The organism is Streptomyces sp. NBC_00988 (genome assembly GCF_045162645.1).
Lineage (GTDB): Bacteria > Actinomycetota > Actinomycetes > Streptomycetales > Streptomycetaceae > Streptomyces.
Genome location: NZ_CP108730.1, coordinates 632,167 through 658,631, shown reverse-complemented (window position 1 = coordinate 658,631; position 26,465 = coordinate 632,167). Strand labels below are relative to the sequence as shown.

Annotated in this window: 23 protein-coding genes and 1 pseudogene; 7 read left to right on the top strand and 17 right to left on the bottom strand. The window is 69.0% G+C overall.

The features are described from left to right. Nucleotides 1-113 precede the first annotated feature (113 nt). The 3 genes from OG496_RS02970 to OG496_RS02960 all read right to left on the bottom strand — a co-directional run bounded on the left by OG496_RS02970 (nt 114) and on the right by OG496_RS02960 (nt 3,235). On the bottom strand, nt 114-770 hold the full coding sequence (locus OG496_RS02970) for a response regulator (RefSeq protein WP_405969427.1): 657 nt from the start codon (nt 768-770) through the stop codon (nt 114-116). Between the two features lie 45 nt (nt 771-815). Further along, nucleotides 816-2,561, bottom strand: a complete 1,746-nt coding sequence (locus tag OG496_RS02965; RefSeq protein ID WP_405976553.1) for a sensor histidine kinase — start codon at nt 2,559-2,561, stop codon at nt 816-818. Between the two features lie 128 nt (nt 2,562-2,689). Next, on the bottom strand, nt 2,690-3,235 hold the full coding sequence (locus OG496_RS02960; RefSeq protein ID WP_405969426.1) for a hypothetical protein: 546 nt from the start codon (nt 3,233-3,235) through the stop codon (nt 2,690-2,692). Between the two features lie 212 nt (nt 3,236-3,447). On the opposite strand from OG496_RS02960, the gene OG496_RS02955 reads away from it, so the two are divergent. After that, entirely contained in the window at nt 3,448-6,084 is a 2,637-nt protein-coding gene (locus OG496_RS02955; protein ID WP_405969425.1) for an alpha-L-rhamnosidase C-terminal domain-containing protein, read from the top strand. A 206-nt stretch (nt 6,085-6,290) separates the two neighbouring features. Beyond that, nucleotides 6,291-6,548 carry a hypothetical protein gene (locus OG496_RS02950; protein WP_405969424.1) on the top strand — a complete coding sequence of 86 codons (258 nt, stop codon included), beginning with the start codon at nt 6,291-6,293 and terminating at the stop codon, nt 6,546-6,548. On the opposite strand, the gene tnpA is transcribed toward OG496_RS02950, so the two are convergent. After that, nucleotides 6,523-6,939, bottom strand: coding sequence for an IS200/IS605 family transposase (tnpA, locus tag OG496_RS02945; RefSeq protein WP_405969423.1), 417 nt, complete (start codon nt 6,937-6,939; stop codon nt 6,523-6,525). The genes OG496_RS02950 and tnpA overlap by 26 nt on opposite strands. Nucleotides 6,940-6,989: 50 nt before the next feature. On the opposite strand from tnpA, the gene OG496_RS02940 reads away from it, so the two are divergent. Then, a complete protein-coding gene (locus tag OG496_RS02940; RefSeq protein WP_405976552.1) occupies nt 6,990-8,204 on the top strand; it encodes an RNA-guided endonuclease InsQ/TnpB family protein in 1,215 nt (404 codons plus the stop codon). Between the two features lie 43 nt (nt 8,205-8,247). Then, nucleotides 8,248-9,108: an MFS transporter gene (locus tag OG496_RS02935; protein WP_405976551.1), complete on the top strand. Its 861-nt coding sequence runs from the start codon at nt 8,248-8,250 to the stop codon at nt 9,106-9,108. Nucleotides 9,109-9,154: 46 nt separating this feature from the next. Here the strand turns inward: OG496_RS02935 and OG496_RS02930 are convergent, their stop codons facing one another. Continuing rightward, nucleotides 9,155-10,408: an acyltransferase family protein gene (locus OG496_RS02930; RefSeq protein WP_405969422.1), complete on the bottom strand. Its 1,254-nt coding sequence runs from the start codon at nt 10,406-10,408 to the stop codon at nt 9,155-9,157. A gap of 148 nt (nt 10,409-10,556) precedes the next feature. Between OG496_RS02930 and OG496_RS02925 the strand changes: the two genes are divergently transcribed. The 3 genes and pseudogenes from OG496_RS02925 to OG496_RS02915 form a co-directional block, all read left to right on the top strand. Then, the gene (locus OG496_RS02925) at nt 10,557-11,117 is read left to right on the top strand and encodes a hypothetical protein (protein ID WP_405969421.1); all 561 of its coding nucleotides are present in this window, start codon (nt 10,557-10,559) and stop codon (nt 11,115-11,117) included. A gap of 203 nt (nt 11,118-11,320) precedes the next feature. Next, a complete protein-coding gene (locus OG496_RS02920) occupies nt 11,321-11,878 on the top strand; it encodes a hypothetical protein (RefSeq protein WP_405969420.1) in 558 nt (185 codons plus the stop codon). Nucleotides 11,879-12,002: 124 nt separating this feature from the next. Next, nucleotides 12,003-12,368 (top strand): annotated as a pseudogene (locus OG496_RS02915) (transposase); the annotation flags it as partial. Nucleotides 12,369-13,211: 843 nt separating this feature from the next. Here the strand turns inward: OG496_RS02915 and OG496_RS02910 are convergent. From OG496_RS02910 to OG496_RS02855, 12 genes are all read right to left on the bottom strand, one after another. Beyond that, nucleotides 13,212-14,153, bottom strand: coding sequence for a hypothetical protein (locus OG496_RS02910; protein WP_405969419.1), 942 nt, complete (start codon nt 14,151-14,153; stop codon nt 13,212-13,214). 684 nt (nt 14,154-14,837) lie between these two features. Continuing rightward, nucleotides 14,838-15,596: an aspartate/glutamate racemase family protein gene (locus OG496_RS02905; RefSeq protein WP_405969418.1), complete on the bottom strand. Its 759-nt coding sequence runs from the start codon at nt 15,594-15,596 to the stop codon at nt 14,838-14,840. A gap of 78 nt (nt 15,597-15,674) precedes the next feature. Beyond that, entirely contained in the window at nt 15,675-16,157 is a 483-nt protein-coding gene (locus tag OG496_RS02900) for a MarR family winged helix-turn-helix transcriptional regulator (protein ID WP_405969417.1), read from the bottom strand. Nucleotides 16,158-16,231: 74 nt separating this feature from the next. After that, nucleotides 16,232-17,080, bottom strand: a complete 849-nt coding sequence (locus OG496_RS02895) for an alpha/beta fold hydrolase (protein WP_405969416.1) — start codon at nt 17,078-17,080, stop codon at nt 16,232-16,234. Nucleotides 17,081-17,114: 34 nt separating this feature from the next. Then, nucleotides 17,115-17,777 carry an isochorismatase family protein gene (locus OG496_RS02890; RefSeq protein ID WP_405969415.1) on the bottom strand — a complete coding sequence of 221 codons (663 nt, stop codon included), beginning with the start codon at nt 17,775-17,777 and terminating at the stop codon, nt 17,115-17,117. Continuing rightward, nucleotides 17,774-18,466 (bottom strand): SRPBCC family protein, encoded by a 693-nt coding sequence (locus tag OG496_RS02885; RefSeq protein ID WP_405969414.1) that lies wholly within the window; start codon nt 18,464-18,466, stop codon nt 17,774-17,776. The genes OG496_RS02890 and OG496_RS02885 overlap by 4 nt, the downstream gene beginning before the upstream one ends. Before the next feature lie 3 nt (nt 18,467-18,469). Further along, nucleotides 18,470-19,018, bottom strand: coding sequence for a (2Fe-2S)-binding protein (locus OG496_RS02880; RefSeq protein ID WP_405969413.1), 549 nt, complete (start codon nt 19,016-19,018; stop codon nt 18,470-18,472). Next, a complete protein-coding gene (locus OG496_RS02875; RefSeq protein WP_405969412.1) occupies nt 19,015-21,393 on the bottom strand; it encodes a xanthine dehydrogenase family protein molybdopterin-binding subunit in 2,379 nt (792 codons plus the stop codon). Before OG496_RS02875 ends, OG496_RS02880 begins: the two co-directional genes overlap by 4 nt. Then, nucleotides 21,390-22,238, bottom strand: a complete 849-nt coding sequence (locus OG496_RS02870; protein ID WP_405969411.1) for an FAD binding domain-containing protein — start codon at nt 22,236-22,238, stop codon at nt 21,390-21,392. The genes OG496_RS02875 and OG496_RS02870 overlap by 4 nt, the downstream gene beginning before the upstream one ends. A 41-nt stretch (nt 22,239-22,279) precedes the next feature. Further along, nucleotides 22,280-23,677 (bottom strand): MFS transporter, encoded by a 1,398-nt coding sequence (locus OG496_RS02865; protein ID WP_405969410.1) that lies wholly within the window; start codon nt 23,675-23,677, stop codon nt 22,280-22,282. 134 nt (nt 23,678-23,811) lie between these two features. Further along, complete coding sequence (locus OG496_RS02860; protein ID WP_405969409.1) at nt 23,812-25,080, bottom strand: FAD-dependent oxidoreductase; 1,269 nt, start codon at nt 25,078-25,080, stop codon at nt 23,812-23,814. 55 nt (nt 25,081-25,135) lie between these two features. After that, a complete protein-coding gene (locus tag OG496_RS02855) occupies nt 25,136-26,167 on the bottom strand; it encodes a hypothetical protein (RefSeq protein WP_405969408.1) in 1,032 nt (343 codons plus the stop codon). Nucleotides 26,168-26,465: the final 298 nt, after the last annotated feature.

Sequence of the window (26,465 nt, the reverse complement as noted above, 5' to 3'; positions counted from 1 at the left end):
CCACCCCTCACCGCCCCTCATCTCCCTGCCCCCCCCCACGACAAGGAGAGCCCCATGACCTCTCCCCCCATGGAGCAGTTGGGAGCCGGGCCCGGCGGCTGACGATCCGCGGATCAGCCCGGTCCCAGCCCCGCGTCCCGCGCCAACAGGGCCGCCTGGACCCGGTTCTCGCACCGCAGCTTCGTCAGGATCCGGCTGACGTACGTCTTCACCGTCGCCTCGCTCACATGGATGCGCTCGCCCGCGTCGGCGTTCGACAGGCCCTCGCCGAGCAGCGCGAGCACTTCGAGTTCCCGGGTACTGAGCGACTCCAGACGCCGACGCGCCTCCTCGCCACGCGCCACCGCCTGGCCCGAGGCGAGCTGGTCGACCACGTGACGCGTCGCGGCCGGTGACAGATACGCGTCCCCGGCCGCGGCCGCCCGTACCGCCTGGATCAGTTCGGCCGGCGCCGAGTCCTTCAGCAGGAACCCGGCGCCGCCCTGGCTCAGCGCACGCAGGACGTTCTCCCGCTCGCCGAACGTCGTCAGGATCAGCGGACGTACGGACGGTGCCACCCGCCGCAGTTCGGCCAGTGCGGACAGGCCGTCCAGCACGGGCATCTGGATGTCGAGCAGGGCCACGTCGACGGCGTGGGCGCGGACCAGCTCGACCGCCTCACGGCCGTTGGCCGCCTCCGCCACGACATCGATGTCGTCGGCGGAGGTGAGGATCATCCTGATGCCCGCCCGGATGAGGGGTTCGTCATCCGCGACGAGGACTCTGATCACGATTCTCCTGCTGGACGTGCGACGGGGGCGACGGGCGGCCCAAGACTACGACTTGGTCGCGAAGGCCCGCTTCTCGATCAGTTTGCCGTCCTTGAAGCAGAAGCGGAAGGCGGGCATCTTCCCTCCCCCGGTCGGCCAGTTCTTCGTGGAGAGATACGACGAGCAGCTCGCCCCCGCCGGCTCGGCGGGCGCCTCGTCACCCAAGGTCCCGGCCAGGAACGACTTTCCGTGCGGCAGCCTGTCCCGTACGGCCGTCTCGGAGTCCCCGACCTTCACCGACTCGTAGACCTTCGGATCGAGCATGAGCTTGTCGCCCTCCTTCCCCACCAGGTTGACGATCAGCACGACGGCAACCACCCCGAGAACCAGGAAGGTCAGCACTGCGGCGCCGCATCCGATCACGACGCCCTTCTTCTTGCGTCCCATGGCGATGTCGAACTCCTTCTGCCTGTCCGGCGCACCGGACCAGTCGATGTCCGCACCACCGTCGCCGGGCACCGCCCCCTCGCTCTGCCCCCGGAAGTCGTTCGCCGCATCGACGAAGGTCGCTCCGTCCGGCCCCGGGTCCGCCGGCCACCGGCCGCTCTCCGACGCGCGCGGCGACCCGGGACCGTAGGGCAGCACGCCCGCGATACGGAACCCGCCGTCCGTTGCGGGCCCCGCGTGCACCATGCCGCCGACCAGCCGGGCCCGTTCCTGCAGCCCCGTCAGCCCCTGCCCGCCGCTCACCACGGTCCGTCGTACGGCCGAAGTCAGCGCGGGCACCGGCCCGTTGGCCACCTCGACGACCAAGGAGTCCGGCTCGTAACGGAGTTCGACGGCGATCGCGGCGCCCTGCGCGTGCTTCAGGGCGTTGGTCAGCGCCTCCTGCACGATCCGGAACGCCGCGTGGTCAGCCGCGGGAGCCAGCGGACGCGCCTGACCCGTACGCCGTAGCGCTACGGCCGTCCCGGCGCCCCGCGACGCGTCCACCAGGCCTCCGATCCCCGCCACGCCCCGGGCCTGGGGCTCCAACTCGCTCTCGTTGTCCCGCAGTTGATCGGGGGTGCCGTCACGCAGGATGCCGACCGCCTCCCGCAGTTCGTGCATCGCGGACACGGACGCCTCCCGCAGCACGCCGACCACCTCGCGCTGCCCGCCCGTCAGCTCGCGGTCGACCTCCAACGCGCCCGTGTGGACGGCGATCAGGGCCAGTTGGTGGCCGAGGCTGTCGTGCATGTCCTGCGCTATGCGCTGCCGTTCGCGCAGACGTGAGTGGGACGCGATCATCTCGCGCTCGCGCAGGAGTTGGGCGTTGTGCTCGTGCAACGCGCGCATCAGCGTGCGGCGTTGGGCACGGTTGCGACTGGCCAGGCCGGGCACGACTCCCGTCGCCAGGAACGCGAGCGTGGTGAACACCAGCGTCTGTACGGCGGACAGCGGCTGCGACGGGCTGGGGACGGACAGCCCGACGTAGAGGACGTAGGTGGCCGTGAAGAACGCGAGCGCCCGGCGCGGTGCCTCGATCCGCGCGCCCGCCGACCAGCTCACCACGATCAGCACGAACCCGAAACCACCGAGCGCACCGGCGACCGCACCCGTGATGAGCAGGGCGCCGACGGGGAACGCCCGCCGCAGCAGAGAGATCGCCGCGGCGACGGCCCCGACGGCGACCATCCGCAGAGCGCCGTCGCTCGTCTGGGTCACGGCCATGCACAGGGCCAGGACGACGGCCAGCACCGTCTCGCCGACGATCTGCCGCCGGGACCACATGCCTGCCGCGCCCAGCCGGCTCCGGACATCGAGGGCCATCGTCTTCGCATTCACGCGCCAACGGTATGCAGCAACGCCCGCGCGCACAGCATCCGTTCGTCGCATCCACGAACGACCAAAGTCGTACGGCCCGCGTCTCACGCGGGCGCGCCCGTGCACTGTTCGCGTCAGCCGCCGTTCTTGAAGGACTTGACCTGGCACTGGACCCTGTACTTGTCGAAGTCGGGCAGATTCATGCTGTCTCCGCTGACCATGGCCCAATTCCCGTCGGAGACAACGCTCTTGATGCCGTGGCTGTTCATGCAGCGCACCATGGCGCGTACGCCGTCGCTGTAGCGGGGGTTCTTCGCCGGGTCCATCTCGACCGGCTGGAGTGGGTATTTCGAGTCGCAGGCCTTGAGCGCGGGGCTGTTGGCCGGGGCCTTCCTGCCGGACGGCACGCCGTGTTCCTCAAGACAGTGACTCCAGGCGTCCCAGAGCCTGTTGACGTCTTCCTGGCTGTCGTCGAGACGGATCCGTACGTGTCCGGAGTCCGGGTCGGCCGTGGTCGCGGCATGCGCGGAGGGGGTGGCGATGGAGGCCACACCTTCGTCACGGGTGCCGCCCCCGCCACCACCGCAGGCGGCGAGCAGCACGAGGGTCGCACCCGAGGCGACGACGGTCAGCAGGGGAGCGGTGACGCCGCGGTAGAGGGAAGGGAGGGAGGAGGACATGCCGTCAACGTGCCGTCCCCGTATGAAGATCCTGTCAGCGACCGATCAGCGTCCTGTCTGGTGGCCCACCCGTTGCACGGCGCCTCGTTCTGGGCGGTGCGCATCGCCAATTACTTCTGTCCCAACGCTGTACGGGCATCCGCTGTTCGAGATAGCGTCACCACGCAGCTGCCGAGTGAAACGATTCAATCCATTGCGCTCAAGGGGACAGCATGGCGTCGAACAGCACACCGGACAAAGGCATTTCCCGTCGCGTGGCCCTCGCAGCAGCCGGTACCGCCGGACTCACCGCGGTGTCCCTCTCCACCGGACTCCCCACGGCCGAAGCGCAGCCCGCCGAGGAAGCCTCCGCTTCTCTCACCGGCAACCCGTCCCGCCGCTCCGGTGGTTGGCACCGCTACGTCCAGGGCCCGTCCTCGCGCACGGTCCGCCCGGTGCGGATCACCACGCCGACCGGAGACGTGCAGAACCCCGGCGCCCTGCTCAAGCCCGGCGGAGCCAGATCCGTCCTGCGGCGCCCGCAGCCCGCGGCGGCTCCCACCTGGTCCACCGGCACCACGGCCGAGGCGTCCTCGGCCCACGCGGGCAACAACGGCAACGACGGCCAGCCGCGCACCTACGACGCCACCAACGCGATCGACGGAAACCCGGACACGTTCTGGAACGACGACACCCTGGGCGTCTTCCCCGACGTCCTCACCATCACCGCGCCGCAGGTCACGTCCCTGCAGGGCATCACGGTGATCTCCAACAGCGACGGCGTCCCGACCGACTACACCGTCGACGTGTGGACCGGCGGCGACTGGCACACAGCCGCCACGGTCACCGGCAACGACGCGGTGCAGAAGGCCGTTCCGTTCACGGAGAAGGTCAGCACCGACCGCGTCCGCATCACGGTGACCCACGCCCAGGACACCTCGCACGGCAACTTCACCCGGATCAACGAGGTCTGGCCCGCTCCGGTCGAGCCGATCCCGATACCGACCGTCACCGTGGACTTCGGCAAGGTCGTGGTCGGATATCCGCAGATCAAGTTCACCTCCGCCTCCACCAACTCCCCGGGCGTACGGGTGGCGTTCTCCGAGACCCGCCAATTCCTCACCGACCGCTCGGACTTCACCCGCGCCGACCAGGCGGGCGGCGCCGGAGGGGGCACGGACCAGTTCGCCGTCCCCGCGAAGGGCGCCAACTGGGTTGACCACAAAGGCTTCCAGGCCGGCGACAAGGTGTTCGCGGACGGCCTGCACGGATTCCGCTACCTCAAGATCAGCCTCGACGCGCTCGCCACGGACAGCCCCGCCGCGCAGCCCTGGGGCACGGTAGAAATCGACTCCGTAGCACTGCAGTTCACCGCGTACGTGGGCACACCGAGCACCTACCGCGGCTGGTTCCTGTGCTCCGACGACGAGTTGAATCGTTACTGGTACGGCGCCGCGTACACCAACGAACTCGTCACCGACACCTTCCGTCAGGACGACGTGGACCCCCGCAACGCGTGGAGCGCCACGCTGGAAGGGAAGTTGGTCCTCCAGGACGGCGCCAAGCGCGACCGCGACCCGTACGTCGGCGACCTCGCCGTCTCCGCGCGCACCCTCTACCTGACCCACGACGACGCCGCCGCGGCGGCCCGCAACGTCCTGGCCGACCTCGCCGACCACCAGCGCGCCGACGGCTGGATCCCGCCCGCCTCCATCGGCAACTACACCCTCCCGCTCTTCGACTACCCGCTGTACTGGGTCACGTGCAGCTGGGACTACGTCCTCTACACCGGCGACCGCCAGTACGCGACGCGCTACTACCCCACCCTGCTGAAGGTCCTGGACACCTGGTACCCGAGCGTCACGGACGACGCGGGCCTGCTGAGCAAGGGCCTCAACGGCACCGGTGGATACGGCGACTACGCCTTCCTGGGCCGCACGGGCCGCGTCACCTACTACAACGCCCTCTACGTCCAAGCCCTCCAGAACGCCGCCCAGTTGGCCCGCCTGCTCGGCCAGAAGGCCGACGCAACGCGCTGGAGCACGCGGGCCGACAACGTTGCCCAGGCCGTCAACTCCCTGCTGTGGGACGCCGATGCGGGTGCCTACCTGGACTCCTCGACCGGCGCGGTACGGCACGCTCAGGACGGCAACTCCCTCGCGGTCGTCACCGGCATCGCCGACGCGGCCCGCGCCACCTCGGCCCTCGCGCATCTCGACGCGACGACGCAACGGCCGTACGGGAACGCTTTCATGGACAACGACACGCTCTTCGACCAGGCGTCGCAGCGGGTCTACGCCTTCACCTCCTACCCGGAGATCGAGGCCCGCTTCCTCAGCGGTCAGGCCGGGTCCGCGCTGGACCAGATCCGCCGTATGTACGGCTGGATGGACAAGAACGACCCCGGCATCACCCACTGGGAGGGCATCGGCCCGAACGGTTCGCTGTACGAGGACGCCTACACCAGCATGGCCCACGGATGGTCGACCGGTGTCCTGCCGGCCCTGACCCACAACTTGCTGGGCGCCCGGCCGACTTCACCCGGGTACGCCACCTGGGAGGTACGCCCGCAACCCGGCGACGTCGATTGGGCGACGGGTCAACTGCCCACACCGCACGGCCCGTTGGGAGTCGAGTGGGAGAACAGCAGTCGCGTCTTCCGTCTCACCGTCCACGTGCCCCGGCACACCCAGGGCTCGGTCGTCCTCCCCGGTGACGCGCGCGGTCTGCGGGTGAGCGTCGGTCGGCGGACGCTGTGGGACGGGCGGCGGGCGTCGAGCCGTGACGTGACCGTGGCCGACGGCACGGTCACGGTCGCGGGCCTCGGTGCGGGCGACCACAGTTTCGTGAGCGAACTGCGCGGCAACTGACCCTATCGGGGAGCCTCGTTGGCGTACGGCGTCGCGATGAACCGCTCCGGGACAGACCAACCTGCGTCTGGTTCGGGGCGGTTCACTGTGAACCGGGTGAACCGGGCGTTCGCTTTGGCTAATTGTGGCGGGTGTTTTGCCGGTCCTTGCGTTGCCCGGGCCGCTGAGCCCACCTAGCCTGACCTGCGGACCAAGGGAGGGCCAGCATGCTGAAGACCGTCCGGGAACAGGCAGCGGGACTCACCAAGGATCAGCGCAACGCCTTCGTCGCCGCCTACTTGGGCTGGGCGATGGACGCCTTCGACTACTTCCTCGTCGTACTCGTCTACAGCGAGATCGCCGACGACTTACATCCCTCTCTTCGGAGGGAATCCCCGCGTTCAGGCGGGGAGGGAATCCGATCTCGGAACTGCTCTGACCTGCAGGCTAGAGCGGACGTTATTGCTGCTCGATGTATTGCTTGACGATAGCCAGCGGCCGACCACCGCAGGGCCCGGCGAAGTAGGAACCCGACCAGAACCGGCCGTGCATGATGGAGTGGTTGACGCGGCCGGTGAACTCCTGCTGCAGGTAGCGGGAGGACACGCTCTTGAGCGAGTTCACCAGGGCCGACAGGGCTGCCTTCGGCGGGTAGTGCACCAACAGGTGCACGTGATCCTCTTCGCCCTTGAACTCGATCAGGTCCGCGCCGAAGTCGGTGCGGACGTTCCGCATTATCTCTTCGCAGCGTGTCAACATGTCGTCGTTGGAGACTCCTCGCCGGTACTTCGTTACTAACACCAAGTGCGCGTGCAGGTTGTAGACGACGTGACGGCCCCGGCGGATATCGGTGTTTGGTTCCCAACATGGTGACATGAACCAAGCGTCGTAGGATCAAGGAGCCCGACAGGGAGGGGGTGGGCTGGGTGATCCGTGCGTACAAGTTCCTCATGCGGCCCACCATGGGCCAGCAAGCCGTGCTGGGCGAGATGCTGCGCGATCACTGCTCCCTCTACAACGGGGCCCTGCAAGAACGTCGCGACGCCTACCAGCACGCCTCGAAGACGAGCGTGACGTACGGGCAGCAGTCCGGACAGCTCACGGACATCCGGGCTTTCGACCCCGCGCGGCAGGGCCGCTGGTCCTTCTCCTCGCAGCAGGCGACGTTGCGCCGTCTGGACAAGGCGTTCGCCGCGTTCTTCCGGCGGATCAAAGCCGGGGACAAGCCCGGCTACCCGCGCTTTCGTGGGGTGACCTGGTTCGACACGGTGGAATTCCCCAAGGACGGGGACGGCTGCCGGTGGGACTCCACCCCACAAGACCCCGTGACCCGGGTCCGCTTCCAGGGTGTTGGGCACGTCAAGGTCAACCAGCACCGCGCGGTGATCGGCAAGGTCAAGACCGTGTCGGTCAAGCGCGAGGGCCGTAAGTGGTTCATCGTGCTGACCGCCGAGCAGCCTCGGCCCGAGCCGCTGCCCGCGACCGGCTCAGCAGTCGGCATCGACCTCGGTATTGCCTCGTTCCTCACCGACTCAAACGGCGTACACGTCGCCAACCCGCGCCATGCACGCAAGGCCGCCGCGACGCTTGAAGTCGCGCAGCAGGCACTGAGCCGCTTCCCGCGCCGCAAGGCCAAGGACCGCACCCGCAACCACCGGCGCGCTGTGGACAAAGTCGCCCAACTCTACGGCAAGGTACGCCGCCAGCGGCTCGACCACGCGCACAAGACCGCGCTCAGCCTGGTCCGTGAGCACGACTTCATCGCGCACGAAGACCTCAAGATCCGCAACATGATCAAGGCTCCCGCGGCGAAGCCCGACCCCGGGCAGCCGGGCAGCTTCCTGCCGAACGGCGCCGCGAGCAAGGCCGGGCTGAACCGTTCGATCGCTGACGCCGGTTGGGGGGTGTTCCTCGCGATCCTGAACGCAAAGGCTGAAAGCGCCGGGCGGGAAGTGTTGGCCGTGGACCCCCGCAACACCTCCCGCACGTGCCCCGAATGCGGGCACACCGCCAAGGAGAACCGGCCCACCCAGGAAAAGTTCCACTGCCGCTCGTGCGGCCACAGGGCACACGCCGACGTCGTCGGAGCAATCAACGTTTTACGGGCCGGGCTGGTCCGTCGCCACGCCAACCAGGCATAGCGAGAAGCCACCCCGTTTACGGAGCGGAGGAGTCACGGAGAAGATCCCGGCCGAGCGACGCGGTTTCTGGTCGGGCCTGCTGCAGAGCGGCTACTCGCTCGGCTATCTGCTCGCCGCGGTGGCGTTCTTCGTCATCGAACCCGCCTTCGGCTGGCGGGGGTTGTTCGCCTTCAGCCTGGTGCCCGCCCTGGTCTCGCTGTGGGTGCGCGCCCGGGTGGAGGAGAGCGAGGTGTGGGAGAAGAGCGTCAAACTCAACCGCACCCCCGCCTACCAGGTGTTCAAGAACCCTGCGGTGCTACGGCGGTTCGTGTACCTGGTCGCGCTGATGACCGCCTTCAACTGGATGTCGCACGGCACCCAGGACATCTACCCGACCTTCGTCAAGAAGGGCCTGGGCCTGTCCCCGGACACCTCGATCGCCATCGCCGTCGTCTACAACATCGGCGCCATCATCGGCGGCATGGTGCTCGGGGCGTACTCCGAGCGGCTGGGGCGCCGTCGCACGATCATGATCGCGGCGGCCGCGGGCCTGGTCGTGGTGCCCTTCTTCGTCCTGTCCAGCACGGTGGGCTGGCTGATGCTGTCCTCCTTCCTGATGCAACTGTGCGTACAGGGAGCCTGGGGCGTCATCCCCGCGCACCTGACCGAGATGAGCCCGGACACGATCCGGGGCTTCTACCCCGGCGTCACCTATCAACTGGGCAACCTGATCGCCGCCCTCAACCTGCCGATCCAGGAGGCCATCGCCGAACGGCACGGCTATCCGACGGCGATGGCGTGGACCGTAACTCCCGCCCTGTTCCTGGTGATTGTGCTGAGCGCTGTAGGCAAGGAGGCCAAGGGGATCCGGTTCGGCGGTGCGGGGACGCAGGCGCCTAGTCCTGCTGCGGCGGACCCGGTGTAACTCCGGAGGCGGTTCGTCTTCTACGGCGCGTGGGTCGGCCGGGCGGTCACAGGATTGGTGAACGTGGTCCCGTGGCGACAACCGGCTCCAGCCGGCGCGCGCGGGGCCGGTCGCGTCGTAGCAGAGGCCGTTCGACGAGGGCGTACGACGCGAGGGCCGCGGCGAGCGTGGCCGCGAGGCCGGCGGGGAGCAGGGCGTCACCGTGCACGCCGAGGTCGGAGAGCAGCCGGATGACGGGGTAGTGCCACAGGTACATCCCGTAGCTGAGGTTGCGGCCGATCCAGACCATCGCCGACAGCGACAGCAGGCGGGTGGGCCACGACCGGGGGCACAGGTCCAGCGCGGCGACCACGCAGGCCGTCAGCAGGGCGGCGGCCAGGAAACCGGCCGTGTACCAGACGGGATTCCAGCCGCTCACCTCGGTGATCGGGATCTGCCAGACGATCAGCCCGAGCACCGCGAGTGCGGGCAGACAGAGCCGGCCGGCCCAGCGGCGCAGCGACGCCAGGCGCGGGTCGTCGGCGCGCAGCCGGGCCAGGACGAGGGCGAGCAGGGCGCCGATGAGGAGCTGGTCGGCGCGGGTGTCGGGGCCGTTGTAGATACGGTGCGCGGCTGTCGGGTCCCAGAGAACCGTCCGCCAGAGCACCGGCAGCACGCACAGCACCGCGACGCAGGCCAGCACCGCACGGGCCGTCGCGTGCCGCAGCAGGACGAGCAGGAGCAGCGGCCAGGCGAGATAGAACTGCTCCTCCACACCCAGGGACCAGGTGTGGCTGAGGGGTGCGGTGAGATCCGAGTACGTCCCGGAGTCCCCGGCCCGTACGAGATTGACCACCGACCCCGCGGCCAGGGCGGCGGCCACCCACGCCCCGCGGAAGAGCGGCAGCGCGAACGTCACGGACAGCAGGGCGGTGACCGCGCACATCACCAGCAGGGCCGGCATCAGGCGCAGCCACCGGCGCCGGTAGAACGACCACAGCCCGATGCCACCGGTACGGGCGTACTCGCCGACCAGCAGCCGCGTGATGACGAAACCGCTGATCGTGAAGAACACGTCCACACCCACCGAGCCGCCCGGCACCAGGTCCGGCTCCACGTGGTAGACGATCACCAGCACCACCGCGACCGTCCGCAGTCCGTCCAGCCCCGCGACCCGCCCACCACCACGCAGCGCCGATGAAAAGCTCCGCCCGCCACCTCTGCCCCGTTCCGCCGAGGCGGGCACGAGCGGCGGCGCCGCCCGCACATCAGGGCTCTGTTCCGTGGCCTCGTCTACCGTGCTCCGATGGAGGGTGCTCATAACGGCGGCGTCTGCCCACGCCCGCCCGGATCACACAAATTCTCATGTCGCGCACAGGTTGGCGTTGCTCTGGCGTTGCCTCTCGGACGTCGGTGTCCGGCGATTAATGGTCGGCAGGCAGGGTGCCTGACTTGGCAGACTGCTCGTCATGGCCAACTCGTACGCGCAGGCAGTACTGAGAACGACGGATCTTGCCGAGGCACTGCGAGTCGCCGGGCGACTGCTCGATCTCGCCGACACCACGGAACTCGAAGTCGACTTCGAGGCACGGGTCTCCACGCCCGGAGACCTGGACCGGTTGAGCGGCGTGATGCCGGACGCCCAGTGGTGGTCCTACGGAACCGACCGACACGCCTCGTCAGAGGATGGCGACGCTCCGGCGGAGTGCCTTCCGATCCACTTGCGCAGATGGTGCATGGCCCCGGAGGCGGTGCAGGAGTTCGTGGCCGCGGTGGGGAACGTCCCGGCCATGGTCCGCTGGGACTTCAGGGGTTGGCCCGAGGCTCCGCAGGTGGGCCTCGGTTGCGGGGGCTCCAGAGGCGCGTACGTGACGGTGTGCGTGAACGCCCGCGACCTCGACCTTGAGGAGCCGGCACCGGACCACACGCTGTACGTCCACGTGAAGCAGGTGGAGGCCGAACGGGCTCCTTGGCTGGCGGCACAGGTTGGCCTGCGGGTCATCGGGGAGCTGGAGATGGCACCCCTCTGAGCTTGCCCTCCGAACGTCCGCCGGTCCGGCTTCTCGAACTGGCCATCGCCGTACCGGAGTTGGACCGGACCTTGTAGGGCTGGATTCTGTCTACGCTGTGACCTGCGATCATCGCGTGATTGCCTGCCCTCGTGCACCGATGATCAAGAGCGGCCGCATCCACGAGTGCCGACAGGACGCGAAGACTCGCCGAAGGGGTTGCAGTGCTGGGATTGCTGGGCTTCTACGACGAGTTCGACGGCCGCTCCGGTTGTCCGAACGGATCGATACACGATGCCGTCCGGCCCGTCGGCGAGCCGGACGAGGCGGATCTGGTGGCCTACCTGGACGCCGGACACGTCCTGATCGACGTCATGGAAGCCGCGCCAGACGTCATCACCGGCGACGCCCACCGGAACTCCCCGGGATGCTCCTCCCTGGTGACCGACGGGGTGTGGCTGTGGCGCCAGGACTTCCCGCACTACCTGGAGACACACCACGTCTCGCTGCCCGAGGCGTTCGTCGAGCACGTCCGCGGCCTGGACTATCGGATGCCCACCATCACCGTCGCGCAGTTCGCTCCGCACTACGACGAGACCATGCCTCTGGTCGGCTGGGCCTCGGCGGTGCCATGGGCATCGACTGCGACCGTGCTCGTACCTGAACCGCGAGCAGTGACCGACAAGGCCCAGTTCGACGCGGCGGCGTCGGCCCAGCTCCGGAACAGGCCACACGGCAACTGGGGCAGACCGCGCAAGCCGCGCAACCCGCCGAGAACGTAGGGCGCCACCGCCCAGGGCTTCGGCGTAGTCGCCCGACGTCCGGTTCGCGATGAAGTGTCAGTTCGGTGGGTTCCGGGAACGTGACAGGCACGGGCTTCTAAGACCATGGAGTTCTACGCCCCGTAACCTGTGTGGAAGACCGTGCCTGTCGATGCATCACCGCCGACGGGCCCGCTGCGAGGACCGCATCCGAGGCGCCCGCTACACCGGTCTGCGCAATCTGCCCCTGCACGACACGGCCCAGAACCGGATCTGGCTGGAGATCGTCTCGCTTGCACTCGACCTCCTCGCCTGGATGCCGATGCTCGCCCTGACCGGCAAGACCCGCCGCTGGGAACCCGAACGGCTTCGCCTGCGGCTGTTCTCCGCAGCCGCTCAGCTGGTGCACACCGGCCGCCGGCACTGGCTGCGCTTCACGGCCCGATGGCCCTGGACCGACGTCATCACTCACGCGATCGCCAGGCTCCACATCCTTCCGAACTCCGTCTGACCAGCCACTTCCGCCATCTCGACAACCCCCACCACCGCACCGGCGAAGTGGAACCCGGCGCCCACCCGACGCGCGAGCCGGACCCTCAGCCTGCCCCAGCCCCGAAAAGGCCCCACCGCACAGACACAAAGTCCCCTTCAGCAAGCTGATGGGGACTCATGAATGATCGAGGCTAAACGGACTGCGCGAAGCGCGGTCAAGTAGGTAGACATATGTTCCTGGTGATGTTGAAGATGCGGATCGATACGCATCTCATGCCTGGGAAGGGGCAGCAGCACATGTTGTCCACGCTGCAGAATCCTTCGCCCGGACCACAGCAGTGTGTGCCGTCCGGGCATGTTGTGCCGCCGCATCTGTCGCCGCAACAGGTGCTGCCAGCTGGGCAACATCCGTTACCGCAGCATGTGCTGCCCGGTGGGCAACAGGTGCCATTGCAGCAGGCGCTGCCCGGTGGACAAGTGGTTCCGCAACCACCGCAGTGGTTTGGATCGCTGCTCGTGTCAACACATGTCGTGCCGCACAGCCGCTCGCCGGGTGCGCACGTGGGGTTGCAGCCAGGGCCTCGACACTCCATGTCATATTGATCGCAATCGCCTTCAGGCCCGCGTCGTGTCCAACAGGTCTTGGAACAGCCGGTCGGTGAGGTCTCGTCCGGCAGACATGGGCCACAGCTGCCGCAGGGATGCCCCGCGAGCGACGTGGTCTGAGTAGCCCGGCTGGCAGCGACGTTCAATGCCGGCCATGGGCCGGTCGCCGCCGTCGGGTAAGAGAAGCGTGGCATTTGCACGGCTGCGCCCGCTTGAGCCCATCCGGGAAGCACGGTTAGCATTACCGCTCCACTTGTCAGTAAACGCGCTCGATTCCGGCGAGGAGAAAGGGAAACGAGGGCTCGGTGACGTCATCCAACACTTGCAGCCGCTCGGTGATGTGTGTATGCGGATCGCGGAAAGTAGCGCGTACCGCCACGACCATTCGATCGGTGGAATTGGCGTGGTGGGCGTCGATGGCCATCAGGAGCTTGCCGTCACGTCGCTGTTGCCACACCATACGGTGAAATGCAGGATATTCAACCGCGATGTGGTTGCAGGCGATGTCCTCGGGTGAAAGACCGCGGTTTCCTGCTCGGCGGGTCAGCCGCAAGAATACGTCTCGAACCACCGATTCGAAACCGCCCCGATCGCTCCGGTCGTTGTCCGTGCCTGGTTGCTCATCAACGGACGGCTCGCCTTCGGGCATGGCTGCGGCAAGCTCCGCGAGTGTAAACGCCAGTACCCGATCAGCCTGCACGACGGGCAACCCAGGAGTGACGTGCCGCCCGTCGATGGGGAACGGGACCGTCTTACCCACGACGACATGCACCACATCACCGACCGCCGGCGGCAGCACCTCAGCCAGTCGCGCCACCTCGGCGTCGTTCTGCGGTATCACGGTGAAGGCTTCCAGCCCACCGGTGGAGAAGTTCCAGCACAGATAACGACCGAGATAGGCGGTGTCCGGGTTACGCAGAACGCTCTGCAGCAACTCGGCATCAACTCGATCGTCATAGTGCGGTCGTCCCGTCAGTTGAGCGAACCCTGCAGCGACACCGATGGTGGGGATCTGCGGGCTTAGCACGCCTACCGCATACACGGCGCTACTCGGTGTGCTCGGCACCGGATTCGTCCCGCCGCAGGTCTGGCAGCCGACGGACCCGGACAGGTCCGCGGTGCTCCGGTCGACCACGGCGGTACCACTGCCCAGCGGATCGTTTTTCTCGCCATTGTCATGAACTATTTCATCGACCACACTTCCTCCTTTACGGACCAATCATCGGACCCTTCAGTGGCGCGGCTCGATCCGCATCCAGTGATCCAATCGGGCTGCACGTTGCTCGCATGCGGCACAGGGTTTCAGGCCGATTGCTCGGGTCATACGCTTTACCACCTGGCCCGCACCTGCCGGGGTGTGCACGATAAAGTGCGGAAGACTAAGGCGGTGCCGAGTGTCGAAATCTTCGTCAATTACCTCATTCGTGCCGTCAACCTCATTTTCGGTTCCTTCCTCCCACGCCATGCGTTCCACTATGGGCGATGCCGCAGGCCTGGCGCTAGTAGGGGAGGCCAAGCTTTCGAATTGATCATGCTATCCGGGCGCGAGACGTTGGACGCGTGCTGAGCTATACGGTGACCTTCGCTCCGATTGTTATTGCTGTGCTACTCGTTCGTGCGATCATTAAGGCCGCGCGGTACGACGGACAGCCAAGTCCATCGTAGATTCGCTGACATCCTGATAGTCATCAATGCTGGTGGTTGCGGATATCGTTTTGGCGGGCCAGTCCCTGCCCCATGATCTACCCCGGATCGCCCTACACGATGGTGGTGCGCCATCAGCCGAGGCAACTCAACGAGGCTGAAGTCCGGGAGATGTGCGAGCAGTTCACCGACGTCCCGTCGTCCCTCGCGGCAGCCCCGGATCTTCCCCGTTCCGCCCTCAGGCCCCGATCCGGCCGCTGAGCAGGCTGCCCGCGTCGGGAACGACCGTGGGCAGGCCCAGCTCGACGAGGATGCGGTACGCCGTCGCGGTTGCCGCCGAGAGCACGGGCAGCCCCGCTGCCTCCTCCACCGCCTGGATCGACGGCAGCGAGGGCATCTGGACACAGGCGGACAGGACGAGCGCGTCGGCCCGTGACAGGTCCAGGCGCCGCCAGTGCTCGCGCAGGTCGGCCGGGTCGAGGCGGGCGACGGCCAGGTTGTCCGCCACCTCCAGACTCAGCGCGTCCACCACCTCGACGCCCGCGTCCTCGATGTAGTCCGCCACCAGCCGCGTGAGCGGTTTCATGTACGGCGTGACGATCGCGACCCGCCGGGCACCCAGGGCCTTGATGCCGTCGAGGAGGGCGCCGGCGCTCGATGCCACGGGGGCCTGGGAGCCCTCGGCGCGCAGCACGGCGGTGATCTCGTCCTCGGCGGTGCAGTGGTATCCCGGCCCCTGCGCCATGATCGCCACGAGGCAGGCGGTGACGACCACGTCGGGCCGGGCGTCGGCGAGTTCGAGTGCCGCGCGCCCGGTCTGCGCGTTCATGGCGCGGAGCTGCTCGGGTGTCACGTGCCGCATGCGCATACGGCTGCTGTGGAAGACGAACCGGTCCTCCGGAACCAGGGACTCGCGCTGCCGCATCATGCGCGGCAGCTCCGTCTCCATGGTCAGATTCGAGCTGGGCACGATCATGCCGATGTGGTGATCGGTCACGGGATCCTCCGGGTGTCCTGCCTACGAGGCTACGTACGGTTGTCGGTGACCGGGGATCCGCCGACCGCCGCCTCGCGGTCAGGAGTCCTCGGCCAGTCCCTCCCAGTGATCGGCGAGGGACGTGAAGAGATGCATGATGTCCTCGCGCCGCTCCGGTCCGAAGGGCGCGAGAAGGCGCTCGTCGAGCCGGCGGGCGCGGAGGTTCGCTTCGTGGAGGGTCCGCTCGCCCTCCTCCGTCAGGTGGAGCAGCTTGCGCCGGCCGTCGTCCGCGGCCGTCCTGCGCACGATCAGACCCCGGTTCTCCAGCCGCCGGGCGACGTCCGCCATCGTGGACGTGTCCAGGGAGACCGCGGCCGCCATGGACCGCTGGTCGCTGCCGGGCGCCGCTTCCACAGCCTGGAGCACCGCGAACTGGGGCCCGGTGAGTGTCGGGTCGACGGCACGGATCCAGGCCGCGAGATACGCCTGGTAAAGGCGGCGGACCTGGTAGCCGGGCGCGGCGGTGAGCGCCGGGGGAGGCCCGGCGGGCGCGGACGTCGGGGTTGCGGTTTCGTCACCCATGGAGCCCACTTAAGCACGGCACTTGACCGAGTCGGCAGCCGGACCTGCGATCTTCGGGAACCCACGCGTCGGCGTCACACCAGCATCGGCCGCAGCACCTGGCGCAGGGCCGCGAGCGCGGCGGACGGGTTGTCCCAGAACAGCATGTGACCGGCGTCCGGGATCTCGGCCATGACGGCCGACGGCAGCAGCCGGGCCGCCTCCGCCGCACCCTCCGCGGTGACGACCGGACTGTCCGCGCCGTAGAGGAGTGCCGTGGGGCCGGGAACGGAACGCCACCAGTCGAAGAAGTCCTCGCTCTCGAAGCCGTGGTGTGTGGCCGTGACGGCCTCCGTGTCGCAACTCGCCAGCCAGCGGGCCCGCAGTTCCTGCTCACGGCGCGGCCAGCGCGGCCAGGACCGGGCCACCTCGTCCGCGTCGGTACCGCGCCGGGCCTGCGTCAACTGGTCGAGGAAGACGTCCAGGGGCGTGGGGTACGGCCCGCGTCCGGGGCCGCTCATCGGCGGATCGCCGAGCACGGTGCCCCGCAGTGCCACCTTGGCCCGGACAGCGGTCGCGGCCGCGATCCGCGCACCCATGGAGTGCCCGAAGAGCACCGGCCGGTGCAGCCCGAGTCCCGCGACGACCGCCTCGGTGTCCTCGGCGTACTCCTCCAGCCCGTACGAACCGCCGCCGTCGGACAGCCCGCGCCCACGGACGTCGACCACCAACGGCCGTACAAGGGGCGTCAGTTCACGGGCCACGAAGTCCAGCGCGACGGCCGGGCTGGTGATGCCGGGCAGCACGACCAGCGGGACGCCGTCACCGCCGTAGTCCAGGACGTGCAGGCGTGTGCCGCCGGAGCGGACCCAGCGGCTGGTGGCGGGGACGTCCGCGAGATCGGCGAGCGCGGACTGGGCCAGTAGGCGGGTGGGTGGGGGCATGGGGTTCTCCAATTACGCAGAGCGGCAGACGGGGTTACGGCGCTGTCCTGGGCAGTCCGTCGAGATAGCCGACGGCGTCCTTGAGGTCGGTCACGTCGCCGTACTTGGCCTGGATGTCGAAGAGGTTCGCCTCGTGCGGACCGGGCGCGCGGTCGCCGACGCACTCCCTCGGCACCAGCACCGGGAAACCGGACTGCACGGCGTCCACGGCGGTGGCCCGTACGCAACCGCTGGTCGTCGCGCCGCACACGAGTACCGTGTCGCAGCCGAGGCCGGTCAACAGGGCGGCCAGGGACGTCCCGAAGAACGCGGACGCACCTTTCTTGACGATCAGATGGTCCTGCGGCGAGCGAGGCAGTCGCGGGTCGAGCGCGACCTCCTCGCTGCCCTCGACCAGGCTCCGCATGCCCTGTGCCTTCTGCAGCCAGGTGACGGCGTCGCCCGTCGCCTCGGCCGGTGTGTAGGCGATCGCGGTGAACACCACCGGTACGGCGGCCGGTCGCGCGGCCGCGATCAACTCGCCGGTGGCCGCGACGACTTCGGTGAGGTCGGCCCCTGAGGGGAAGCCTGGTTCGGTGAAGCCGCGGGTGAGGTCGACCACGACGATCGCGGGGCGGCTGCCGCGGCGCACGGGTGCGCCGAACCCGGCCCGCCGGTAGGTCTGTTCCGTCTCCTGACCGTAGTGAGCGTCGCTCATGACGTCCTCCGAAGGGTGCGCAACTCCCGTGCCTGGGCGCCGAGTCGACCGAGCAGCCAGCCCTCCAGGACGCCGACGGCGAACGCCCCTGCCACCAGGCCGTACTTGGCGGCTCGCGGGCCCAACAGCAGGGCCAGGCCGTCGAGATCGGAGTCCGGTGCGACGGCCGGTCGCGTCGCGACGGGAGTGATCGGGGACGCCGTAGGAGTGTTCGGGGACGCGGCCGGTGTGGTTTCTACGGCCCGGTCCTGGTCCAGCAGGCTCCCCAGGTTCCGCGCGAACTGCTGGATGATCCGGTCCGACACCGTGACGATCGCGCCCTTGCCGAACTGGACGATCTTGCCGCGGATCACCAGGTCCGTGGAGAGCTGGAGCAGCGCTCCCTCGGGCGCCGCGAGGATGTCGAGAGTGACCTCGGCCTCCGCGTCCCCGCTGCCGTGGGTGTCCGTACCGCGCGCGTGCACCCGCAGTCGCCGCTTCTCGGCGTCGATCTCCAGGAAACGGACGGTACCGGCGTAGGAGGCGCTGATGGGACCCACCCGGATCTTCACCCGGCCCCGCCAGGTGTCGCCGTCCTGGCCGTCGAGCGCGGCGCCCGGCATGCAGGACGCGACCCGTTCGACGTCGTTCATCAAGGTGAAGACGTCGTCGGGGGAGGCCTTGATCGGCACGGAGTTGGTGAGCTGCATGCGTCAGTGCTCCTTGCCGGCAGGGCTGTTGCAGGGGTTGGCGCATGCTCCGCGCCGGGTCGTCGCGCAGGCGTCGATCGCCTCGACGATGGTCTGGTAGCCGGTGCACCGGCACAGGTTCGAGGCGACCACCTCGCGGATCTCCTCCTTCGTCGCGTCCGGCCGCTCGGCGAGGAACCCCTCGGCGAGCATCAGGAACCCGGGCGTGCAGAACCCGCACTGCAGCGCGTGGTGTTCGCTGAACGCCCGTTGCAGATCGTTGAGTTCACCGCCGCCGGGCTCTGCCAGCGACTCGACCGTGCGGATCCGCGCCCCCTCGGCCTGCGCCGCGAACATCAGGCAGGCGCGGACGGGCCGTTCGTCGACCAGGACCGTGCAGGCGCCGCAGATGCCGTGCTCGCATCCGACGTGCGTTCCGGTCAGGCGCAGTTCGTGCCGGAGGACGTCGACGAGGGTGCGGCGGGGTTCGGTGATCACGTCGTGCCGCTCGCCGTTGACGTCGAGGGTGATGAGCTGGAGGTCCGGGTGGGTCACCACGGGGTCGGTGTTCATGAGGACGACTCCAGGCTCGGGGCGCCGTTCAGCGCGCGGTGCACGGTCTCGGGGGTGATCGGGGTGTGGTCGAGTTCGACGCCGGTCGGGCGCAGGGCGTCGTTGACTGCGTTGAGCACGGCGGCGGGCGCCCCGATCGTGCCGCCCTCGCCGGCGCCCTTCGCGCCGGTCTCGGTGAACGCGCAGGGCGTTTCCAGGTGGTGGATCAGCACGTCCGGGATCTCGTGCGCGGTCGGCACCTTGTAGTCCATGAAGCCGGTCGCCGACGGCTCGCCCTGGGCGTCGTACGTCACCTGCTCGAACAGCGCGCCCGCGATGCCCTGCGCGATACCGCCCCGGCACTGCCCCTCCACGACCTGCGGGTTGATGGCGACCCCGCAGTCCTCGACGCACACGTACCGCAGGATCTCCACCTGCCCTGTACCGGCGTGGAGTTCGACCACGCAGGCGTGGGTGGCGTTGGAGAAGGTGCCGTCGTTGAAGACGTCGAACGTGGCGGTGACGGACAGTCCCGGCTCGATGTCCTTCGGCAGCAAGTGGGCCCGGAGATAGGCGATATCGGCGATCTCCTCGTAGGTGAGGACGTCTTGGGTGCTACGGCGGTGGGCGGCGCCGTCCGCCAACTCCACCTCGTCCGGAGCAACTCCCCAGCGGGAGGCGGCGATTGCACACAGCTTGTCGCCGAGCTTCGCCGCCGCCAGGCGTACGGCGCTGCCGCCGATGGTGATGGAACGGCTGGCGAAGGTGCCGAAGCCGTAGGTGATGCGGTCGGTGTCGCCCTGATGGAGCCTCACCTTGCTTATGTCCAGGGCGAGTTCGTCGGCGACGATCTGCGCCATCGTCGTCTCGTGGCTCTGGCCGTGGTTCATCGTGCCGGTGGTGAAGGTGACCGCGCCGCTGGTGTCCATCCGTACCTCGGAGATGTCGAAGCCGGGCACCACCTGCATCTTGCGCTGCGCGAAGGCCGCCGAGCCGTAACCGGTGCGCTCGCTGAAGCACGAGTAGCCGATGCCGAGGCGCCGACCCTCGGCCGCCGCCGCTTCCTGCTTCTCGTGCCAGCCCTCCTCCCGGACGAGCCGCTCGCAGAGGTCGAGCGACTCCAGGTAGGAGCCCGGGTCGTAGGTGATGCTGTTGACGCCCTTGTACGGGAACTCGGTGATGACGTTGCGGCGGCGGATCTCGACCGGATCCAGGGCGAGTTGGCGCGCGGCGCGCTCGAAGAGCCGCTCCATGACCATGACGTACTGCGGCCGGCTCACCCCGCGATACGGCCCGGTGGGCGCCTTGTTGGTGGTGATCGCCCGGCCTCGCACCCGGTACGCGGGCACCTTGTAGACGCCGGGCATCTCGGCGGACGCCATCAGCGGCTCGATGCCGGCCGTGAAGGGGTAGCAGGAGTAGGCGCCCATGTCGCAGACCACGTCCGCGTCGAGCGCGAGGATCCTGCCCTCGGAGTCGAAGGCCGCGCGCGCCCGGTAGTGCTGCTCGCGGGCGAGGAACGACGCGGACAGGGCGTCCTTGCGGTCCTCGATCCACTTCACCGGCCGCCGTAGCCGTAGGGCCGCTGCCGCTGCGGCGATCTCCTCGCGGCCCACGACGCACTTCTGGCCGAACCCGCCGCCCATGTCGGGCACCACGACCCGCACCGCGCGCTCGTCGAGGCGCAGACAGCGGGACGCCACCGTCCTTACCTGGTGCGGGATTTGGGTGCACGTGTGCACGACGAGCTGTTCCTCGCGGTCGTCCCAGTGCGCCACGGCGCCCCGCGTCTCCAGCGGCAGCGCGTTCTGGCGACCGGTCCTCGTGTCGACCTCGACGACACAGGGCGCGGACGCGAAGATGCGGTCGATGCCCTCCGTCGCGAACAGCGAGACGTCCACCAAGGTGTTGCGCGCGGCCTCGGCGTGGACGAGCGGGGCGCCGTCCGCGAACGCCGCCTCCTCGGACATCACCGGGGGCAGCGTGGCGTACGAGACCTTCGCCGCCTCCAGGCCGTCCTCCGCCGCGTACGCGTCCCGGGCCACGACGATCGCGATCGGCTCACCGACGTAGCGGACCTTGTCACGAGCCAGGACCGGCATCGCAGTCGGGACGAACTCCGAGAGCGGGCGACCTAGCTGGGCCACGATGTCACCCAGTTCCAGGTCCTCGGCCGTGAACACCGCGACGACGCCCGGGACTTCGCGCACCGCCGACACGTCCACCGAGGCCAGCTCCGCGTGGGCGACCGTGCTGCGGACGAACTGGGCGTGCAGCATGCCGGGGAGCGCGATGTCGTCGACGAAGCGGCCGCGCCCGGCGAGCAGACGCGGATCCTCTCGACGGCGAACCGCCTTGCCCACCAACTTCCCCGCGTTCAAAGAGGCGTTGCTCATCGGGACACCGCCTCCTCGCAGGCGCGCCGGACCAGGGTCCGTACGAGTTCCTTGCGGTAGTGCGTACTGCCCGACGCGTCGGCGGGCGGTTCCACGGCCTCCGCCGCGGCCGACGCGCACGCCCCGAAGGAGCCGCCGCCCGCCAACACCGCCTCCGCCTCCGGCACTCGGACGGCGGCGGACGCCACCCCGCCGAGCGCCACCCGGCCCCCGCGCACCTCGCCGTCCTCCACATCCAGATCGACGGCGGCGGCCACGAGGGCGAAGTCCCCACGCCGCTCGGCGAATTCGGTGAGGGCGGCGTGCGGTGCGGGACGCGGGAAGACGATCTCGACGAGGATCTCGTCCGGGTCGAGGGCGGTCGTGTAGTAGCCGTGGAAGAAGTCCCCGGCCGGGATGGTCCGTTCACCCTGTGGTCCGCGTGCCACGAACTCCGCGCCGAGTGTCACCGCGAGCAGGCACCACTCGGCGGTGGCGTCGCCGTGCGCCATGCTGCCGCCGACGGTTCCACGGGTGCGGATCGGGAGGTGTCCGATCCAGGTCATGGCCCTCCGCAGGACCCCGAAGCCCGCCCCCAGCACCCCGGCCGGGTCGGTCTCCACCGTGTGGTGGGTGGTGAGCGCCCCGATGTGCAGTCCGCCGTCGGTGTCCCGGTGCATCCGGTCCAGTTCGCGCAGGCCGCCTATGTCGACGAGGTGGCGCGGGCGGGCCAGCCGGTAGTTCATCATCGCGACGAGGCTCTGGCCGCCGGCGATGACCTTGGCGTCGTCGCCGAGTTCGGCCAGCAGCAGCGTGGCGCCGTCGACGTCGCGGGCCCGGTGGTACTGGAAGGGGGCGGGCTTCATGGTCCTCCGTAAGTTGTCAGGCGGCCTGGGAAGGCTGTGCCTCAGAGAGCCGGCTGTTCGGCGACGCTCAGTCGTGGAAGGGGCGACGGCCCCTCCTCGTCGGCGTCCAGGACCCGGCCCTTCGTCTCCGGTGCCGCGAACGCCATCCATACGACGGCCAGCAGAACCGCAACTCCCAGTACGGCGAAGGTCGTTGCCAGCCCCAGCGCGGGCCACATCAGCGAGCCGAACAGCATCGGGGCGAAACCGGTGAGCGCCCGGCTGACCGACGAGGCCCAGCCGAAGCCGCTGGCCCGCAGTTCGGTGGGGTACAGCTCGGAGGCGTACGCGTACAGGGCGGGGATGGTGAGCTGGATCAGGAAGCCGAAGACGCCGATCGCCACGACGGATCCGGTCGGCATCTTCATCACCAGCGCGAACACGACCAGCGCGGCGGAGGCGACCGGCGCCGAGATCCCGATGAGCCACTTGCGGCCGACGATGTCGACGAGGGCCGTGGACACCAGCACACCGATGATGCCGACCCCGCTCATCAGGGTGGTCTTCATGAAGGCCGCGGTGTCACCGAGGCCCTCGTCCTTGAGGATGGTCGGCATCCAGCTCAGGGCCGCGTAGTAGACCAGCATGATCGTGGCGAACAGCAACCAGGCGGCGGAGGTGATGCGCGGGCTGAACTGCCATACGCGGCGCAGCTGTTCGGCCGCGGCGGCCACTCCACGCGGACCTGTCTCGGCGACGGGTTCCGGGATCGAATACAGCACGGTGGGTGCGCCGGTGCGGGCGACCAGGTCGTCGATGACCTGCCTTGCCTCCGTCTCGCGGCCCTTCTTCGCCAGGTAGATCGGCGACTCCGGGATGCCGCGGCGGGCCCAGAACAGCAGCAGCGCGGGCAGGACCATCGTCGTCAGCATCCACCGCCAGTTCCCGTCGACGGACAGCAGCGCCGTCGACACGAACCCGCACAGCGTGACGCCCACCGGCCACCACACATCGAGCCCGGTCAGCACCCGGCCCCGGTACTTGCGCGGCGAGAACTCGCTGACCAGTGCGTAGTCCACGGGGATGCAGCCGCCGAGGCCGATGCCCGCGAGGAAGCGCAGCGCGAGGAAGACGGGGTAGGTGGGGGAGAGCGCGCCGAGGACGGAGAACACGGCGAAGATCAGCAACGTGACGCTGAAGGCCTTCTTCCGGCCGATGCGGTCCGCGACCGAGCCCCAGACGACGGCGCCCACGGCCATGCCGACGAGGTTGGCGGTGGCGACGTACCCGCGATCGCTCAGCGAGAGGTCGAAGTGCTCACCCACCAGCGGCATGAGGAAGCCGTTCAGGGCGATGTCGTAGGCGTCGAAGAGGTAGCCGAGGCCGCCGATGATGAAGATCTTTCCCTGGACGGGCCATTTCCAGGGAAGTTCCTGAACTATCTGATCGCCTGTTTTCACGTTCGCTCCACGGTGTTGCGTGTCTGGTACGTGCCGCACGGTTGCGGGCGCGCTTTTTCGCGGGGCTCCGGCGTGCGGACCGGATGGTGCGTGCGGGGGGTGGCGGTTCTGGGTGGCAGTTCTAGGAGGGGGGCTCAGCGGGCGAACTGGTATGAGAACGCGCCGAGATCCGGGTCGTTGAGCGGTGTGCCCGACCACAGCCAGTCGTAGGAGAGGTCGGACTCCCCGTCGAAGTTCCTCAACTTCTCGTCCCTGGCCCGTTGTTCGGGGCCGTCGGGCAGGTGGTAGAAGGTCTTGTTGCGCAGGGACGCGTCCTGGACCATGCCGGCGTGCTTGGCGCGCCGGTCCACGTAGCGGCGCAGCGCTCCCTCGACTCCGGCGGCCGTGACCGCGCCGAGTTCCTCGGCCAGTACGGCGGCGTCCTCCATGGCCTGTGAGGCGCCCTGTGCCTGGTAGGGGAGCATCGCGTGGCAGGCGTCGCCGAGGAGGGCGACCCGCCCGTCCGTCCACACCGGGTCGCGGCGCCGGTGGTGGAGCGCGAAGGCGGAGACGTCCTCCTTCGCCTTGGACAGCATGGCCGGCACGCGGTCGTCCCAGCCGGGGAACGCGTCGACCAGGTCCTGCGCGGTCGCGGACACGCTCCACTTCTCGGCGACCTCGTCCGTGCAGGGCACGCAGGCCACGACGTTGAGGTACTCCCCGCCGCGGATCATGTAGTGCACGAGGTGCCGGTCGGGGCCGTACCAGATGGTGCTCTGGAAGCGGTCCACGAGCCAGCGTGTCGCCGGGTCGGCGGCGATCAACTCCCCTGGGATCAGAGCCCGGTAGGCCATCTCGCCGGAGAACAGCATGGTGTCGGGGGCGCCCATGAGGTCGCGGGTCCGCGAGCGGATGCCGTCGGCGCCGACGAGTACGTCACCGGCGTAACGGCGCCCGTCCTCGGTGATCGCCACGGGACGTTCGGGGTCGGTGCGGTCCAGCTCGACGACCTTGCTCGCGGTGTGTACGTCCACGACGGGGCCGGGGCCTGCGGGGTCGACGCACGCGTCCAGCAGGACGCGGTGGAGGTCGGCCCGGTGGTAGTGCCAGTAGGGGGCGTTGAACTGGTCCTTGCAGCGCTGCCCCAGTGAGGTGAGCCCGACGATCCGGCCGTCCTTCCACCGCCGCCGCACCTGGTCGAGCGGCTCGGTGTGGATGGCCTCCATCTGCGGCCGCAGCCCGAGCCCCATCAACACCCGGCTCGCGTTGGGCGCCGTCTGGATGCCCGCGCCGGCCTCGCCGAGCTCGGACGCCTGCTCCAGGACGGTGACCCGCAGACCGCGCTGCCGCAGTGCCAACGCGGTGGTGAGCCCGCCGAGACCTCCTCCGACGACGGTGACTTCGTACGACTGGCTGGGCGCCACACTTCCTCCAACTCGCGTGCGGGTACGGGTGGTTCGGGGGAGCGGACCGACGTGCTCAGTCGGCGGTGAGCTTCCCGGCGGTGACGACCTCGACGTCGTCGACCGTGACGGTGCAGCCGCGCATCGCGATGTCGAGATGGGCGTACGACTCACGGCCGAGGACCGGGTGCGGGCCGGTCGACCAGAGGAAGTTGCCGGCGAAGGCGCGGGCGTCCATGCCCATCAGGTCGTCCTTGCCGTACATCGCCGTGGCGAACCAGTCGGCCGTGCGCATCAGGCCCCAGCCCATGTGGGAGAGGCTGCGCGCCCACTGGTCCCGGGCGTCCTCGAAGAACGTCGACAGCAGTTCGGCCTCGGCGCCGCCGGACACCTTCTCGATGTGTCCGCCCGCGATCTGGAGGGTGACGGGGGAGCGGACGTACTCCTTGAAGGGCAGCAGGATGTCGCCCTCGGCGAGCACGATCTGGCCGTCGGAGATCTCCGGCCAGCACAGCACCATCGTGCTGGGCCAGTGGTCCCAGCGGCCCGGGTCGTCGGCGAAGCCGCACTGGAACTCCGGCTTGGAACCGGCGAGTTGGACGGTGAGGTCGGTTCCCGCGTCCGAGGTGACGTGCATGACGGACGACCGCTTCAGCAGGCCGACGCCCTCCAACACCTCTGCTTTGTCGCCCTCGTTGGGGAGGTTGCGGATCAGCACGTCGGGGGCGTCGCAGACGAAGATGATGCGGGTGCCGGCGCGCAGGATCTCCTGCTGGACCGGCGCGTGGATGAATCCCTCGCGGGTCAGGTCGACGACGAGGTCGGCGGACTTCAACAGGTCTTGCGCGGTGCTGTCGTTGAGGACGGAGACCAGGCCGGGACCCGCACCGGTGTGGGTGCTCGGCATCGGCGCGGGGCTGCCGCCCGGCACGGTCGCGGAGATGACGTGCGCTCCGCACGCTTTGGCAGCGCCGAAGGCGGCGGCGACGTAGTCACCTCGGCTGCCGGGCTCGGACAGCACCACGACGTGCTCGTCGCTGCGCAGCTTGCAGAGCTTCAGCTCGCGGGTGAAGGCGTCGAGCAGGTCGACGGACGAAAGATCGAACACGGGCTTCTCCAGGTATCGCCGAGGGGTACCGGTCGCGTTCTTCGGCGGGCTGCGGGCATGCCGCGGACACGCTCCGGGCGCGGTGACGGAAGGGGGAGCGAAGAGAGGGAGAGGGGAGGGGACGAGGGGGGGGAGACGGGGCGCGCAGGCAGGGCGAACAGGCCCCGCGGTGCATGGTTGAGCAGCGGATTCGGGATGGTGGGGTACCGCCCGACAGAGATAATCCGAGCACGTACTATCTCTGCTTGGCAAGGGTTCGCGCGCCGAGTTAACACGGTTATTTCATGACGAACCGTCA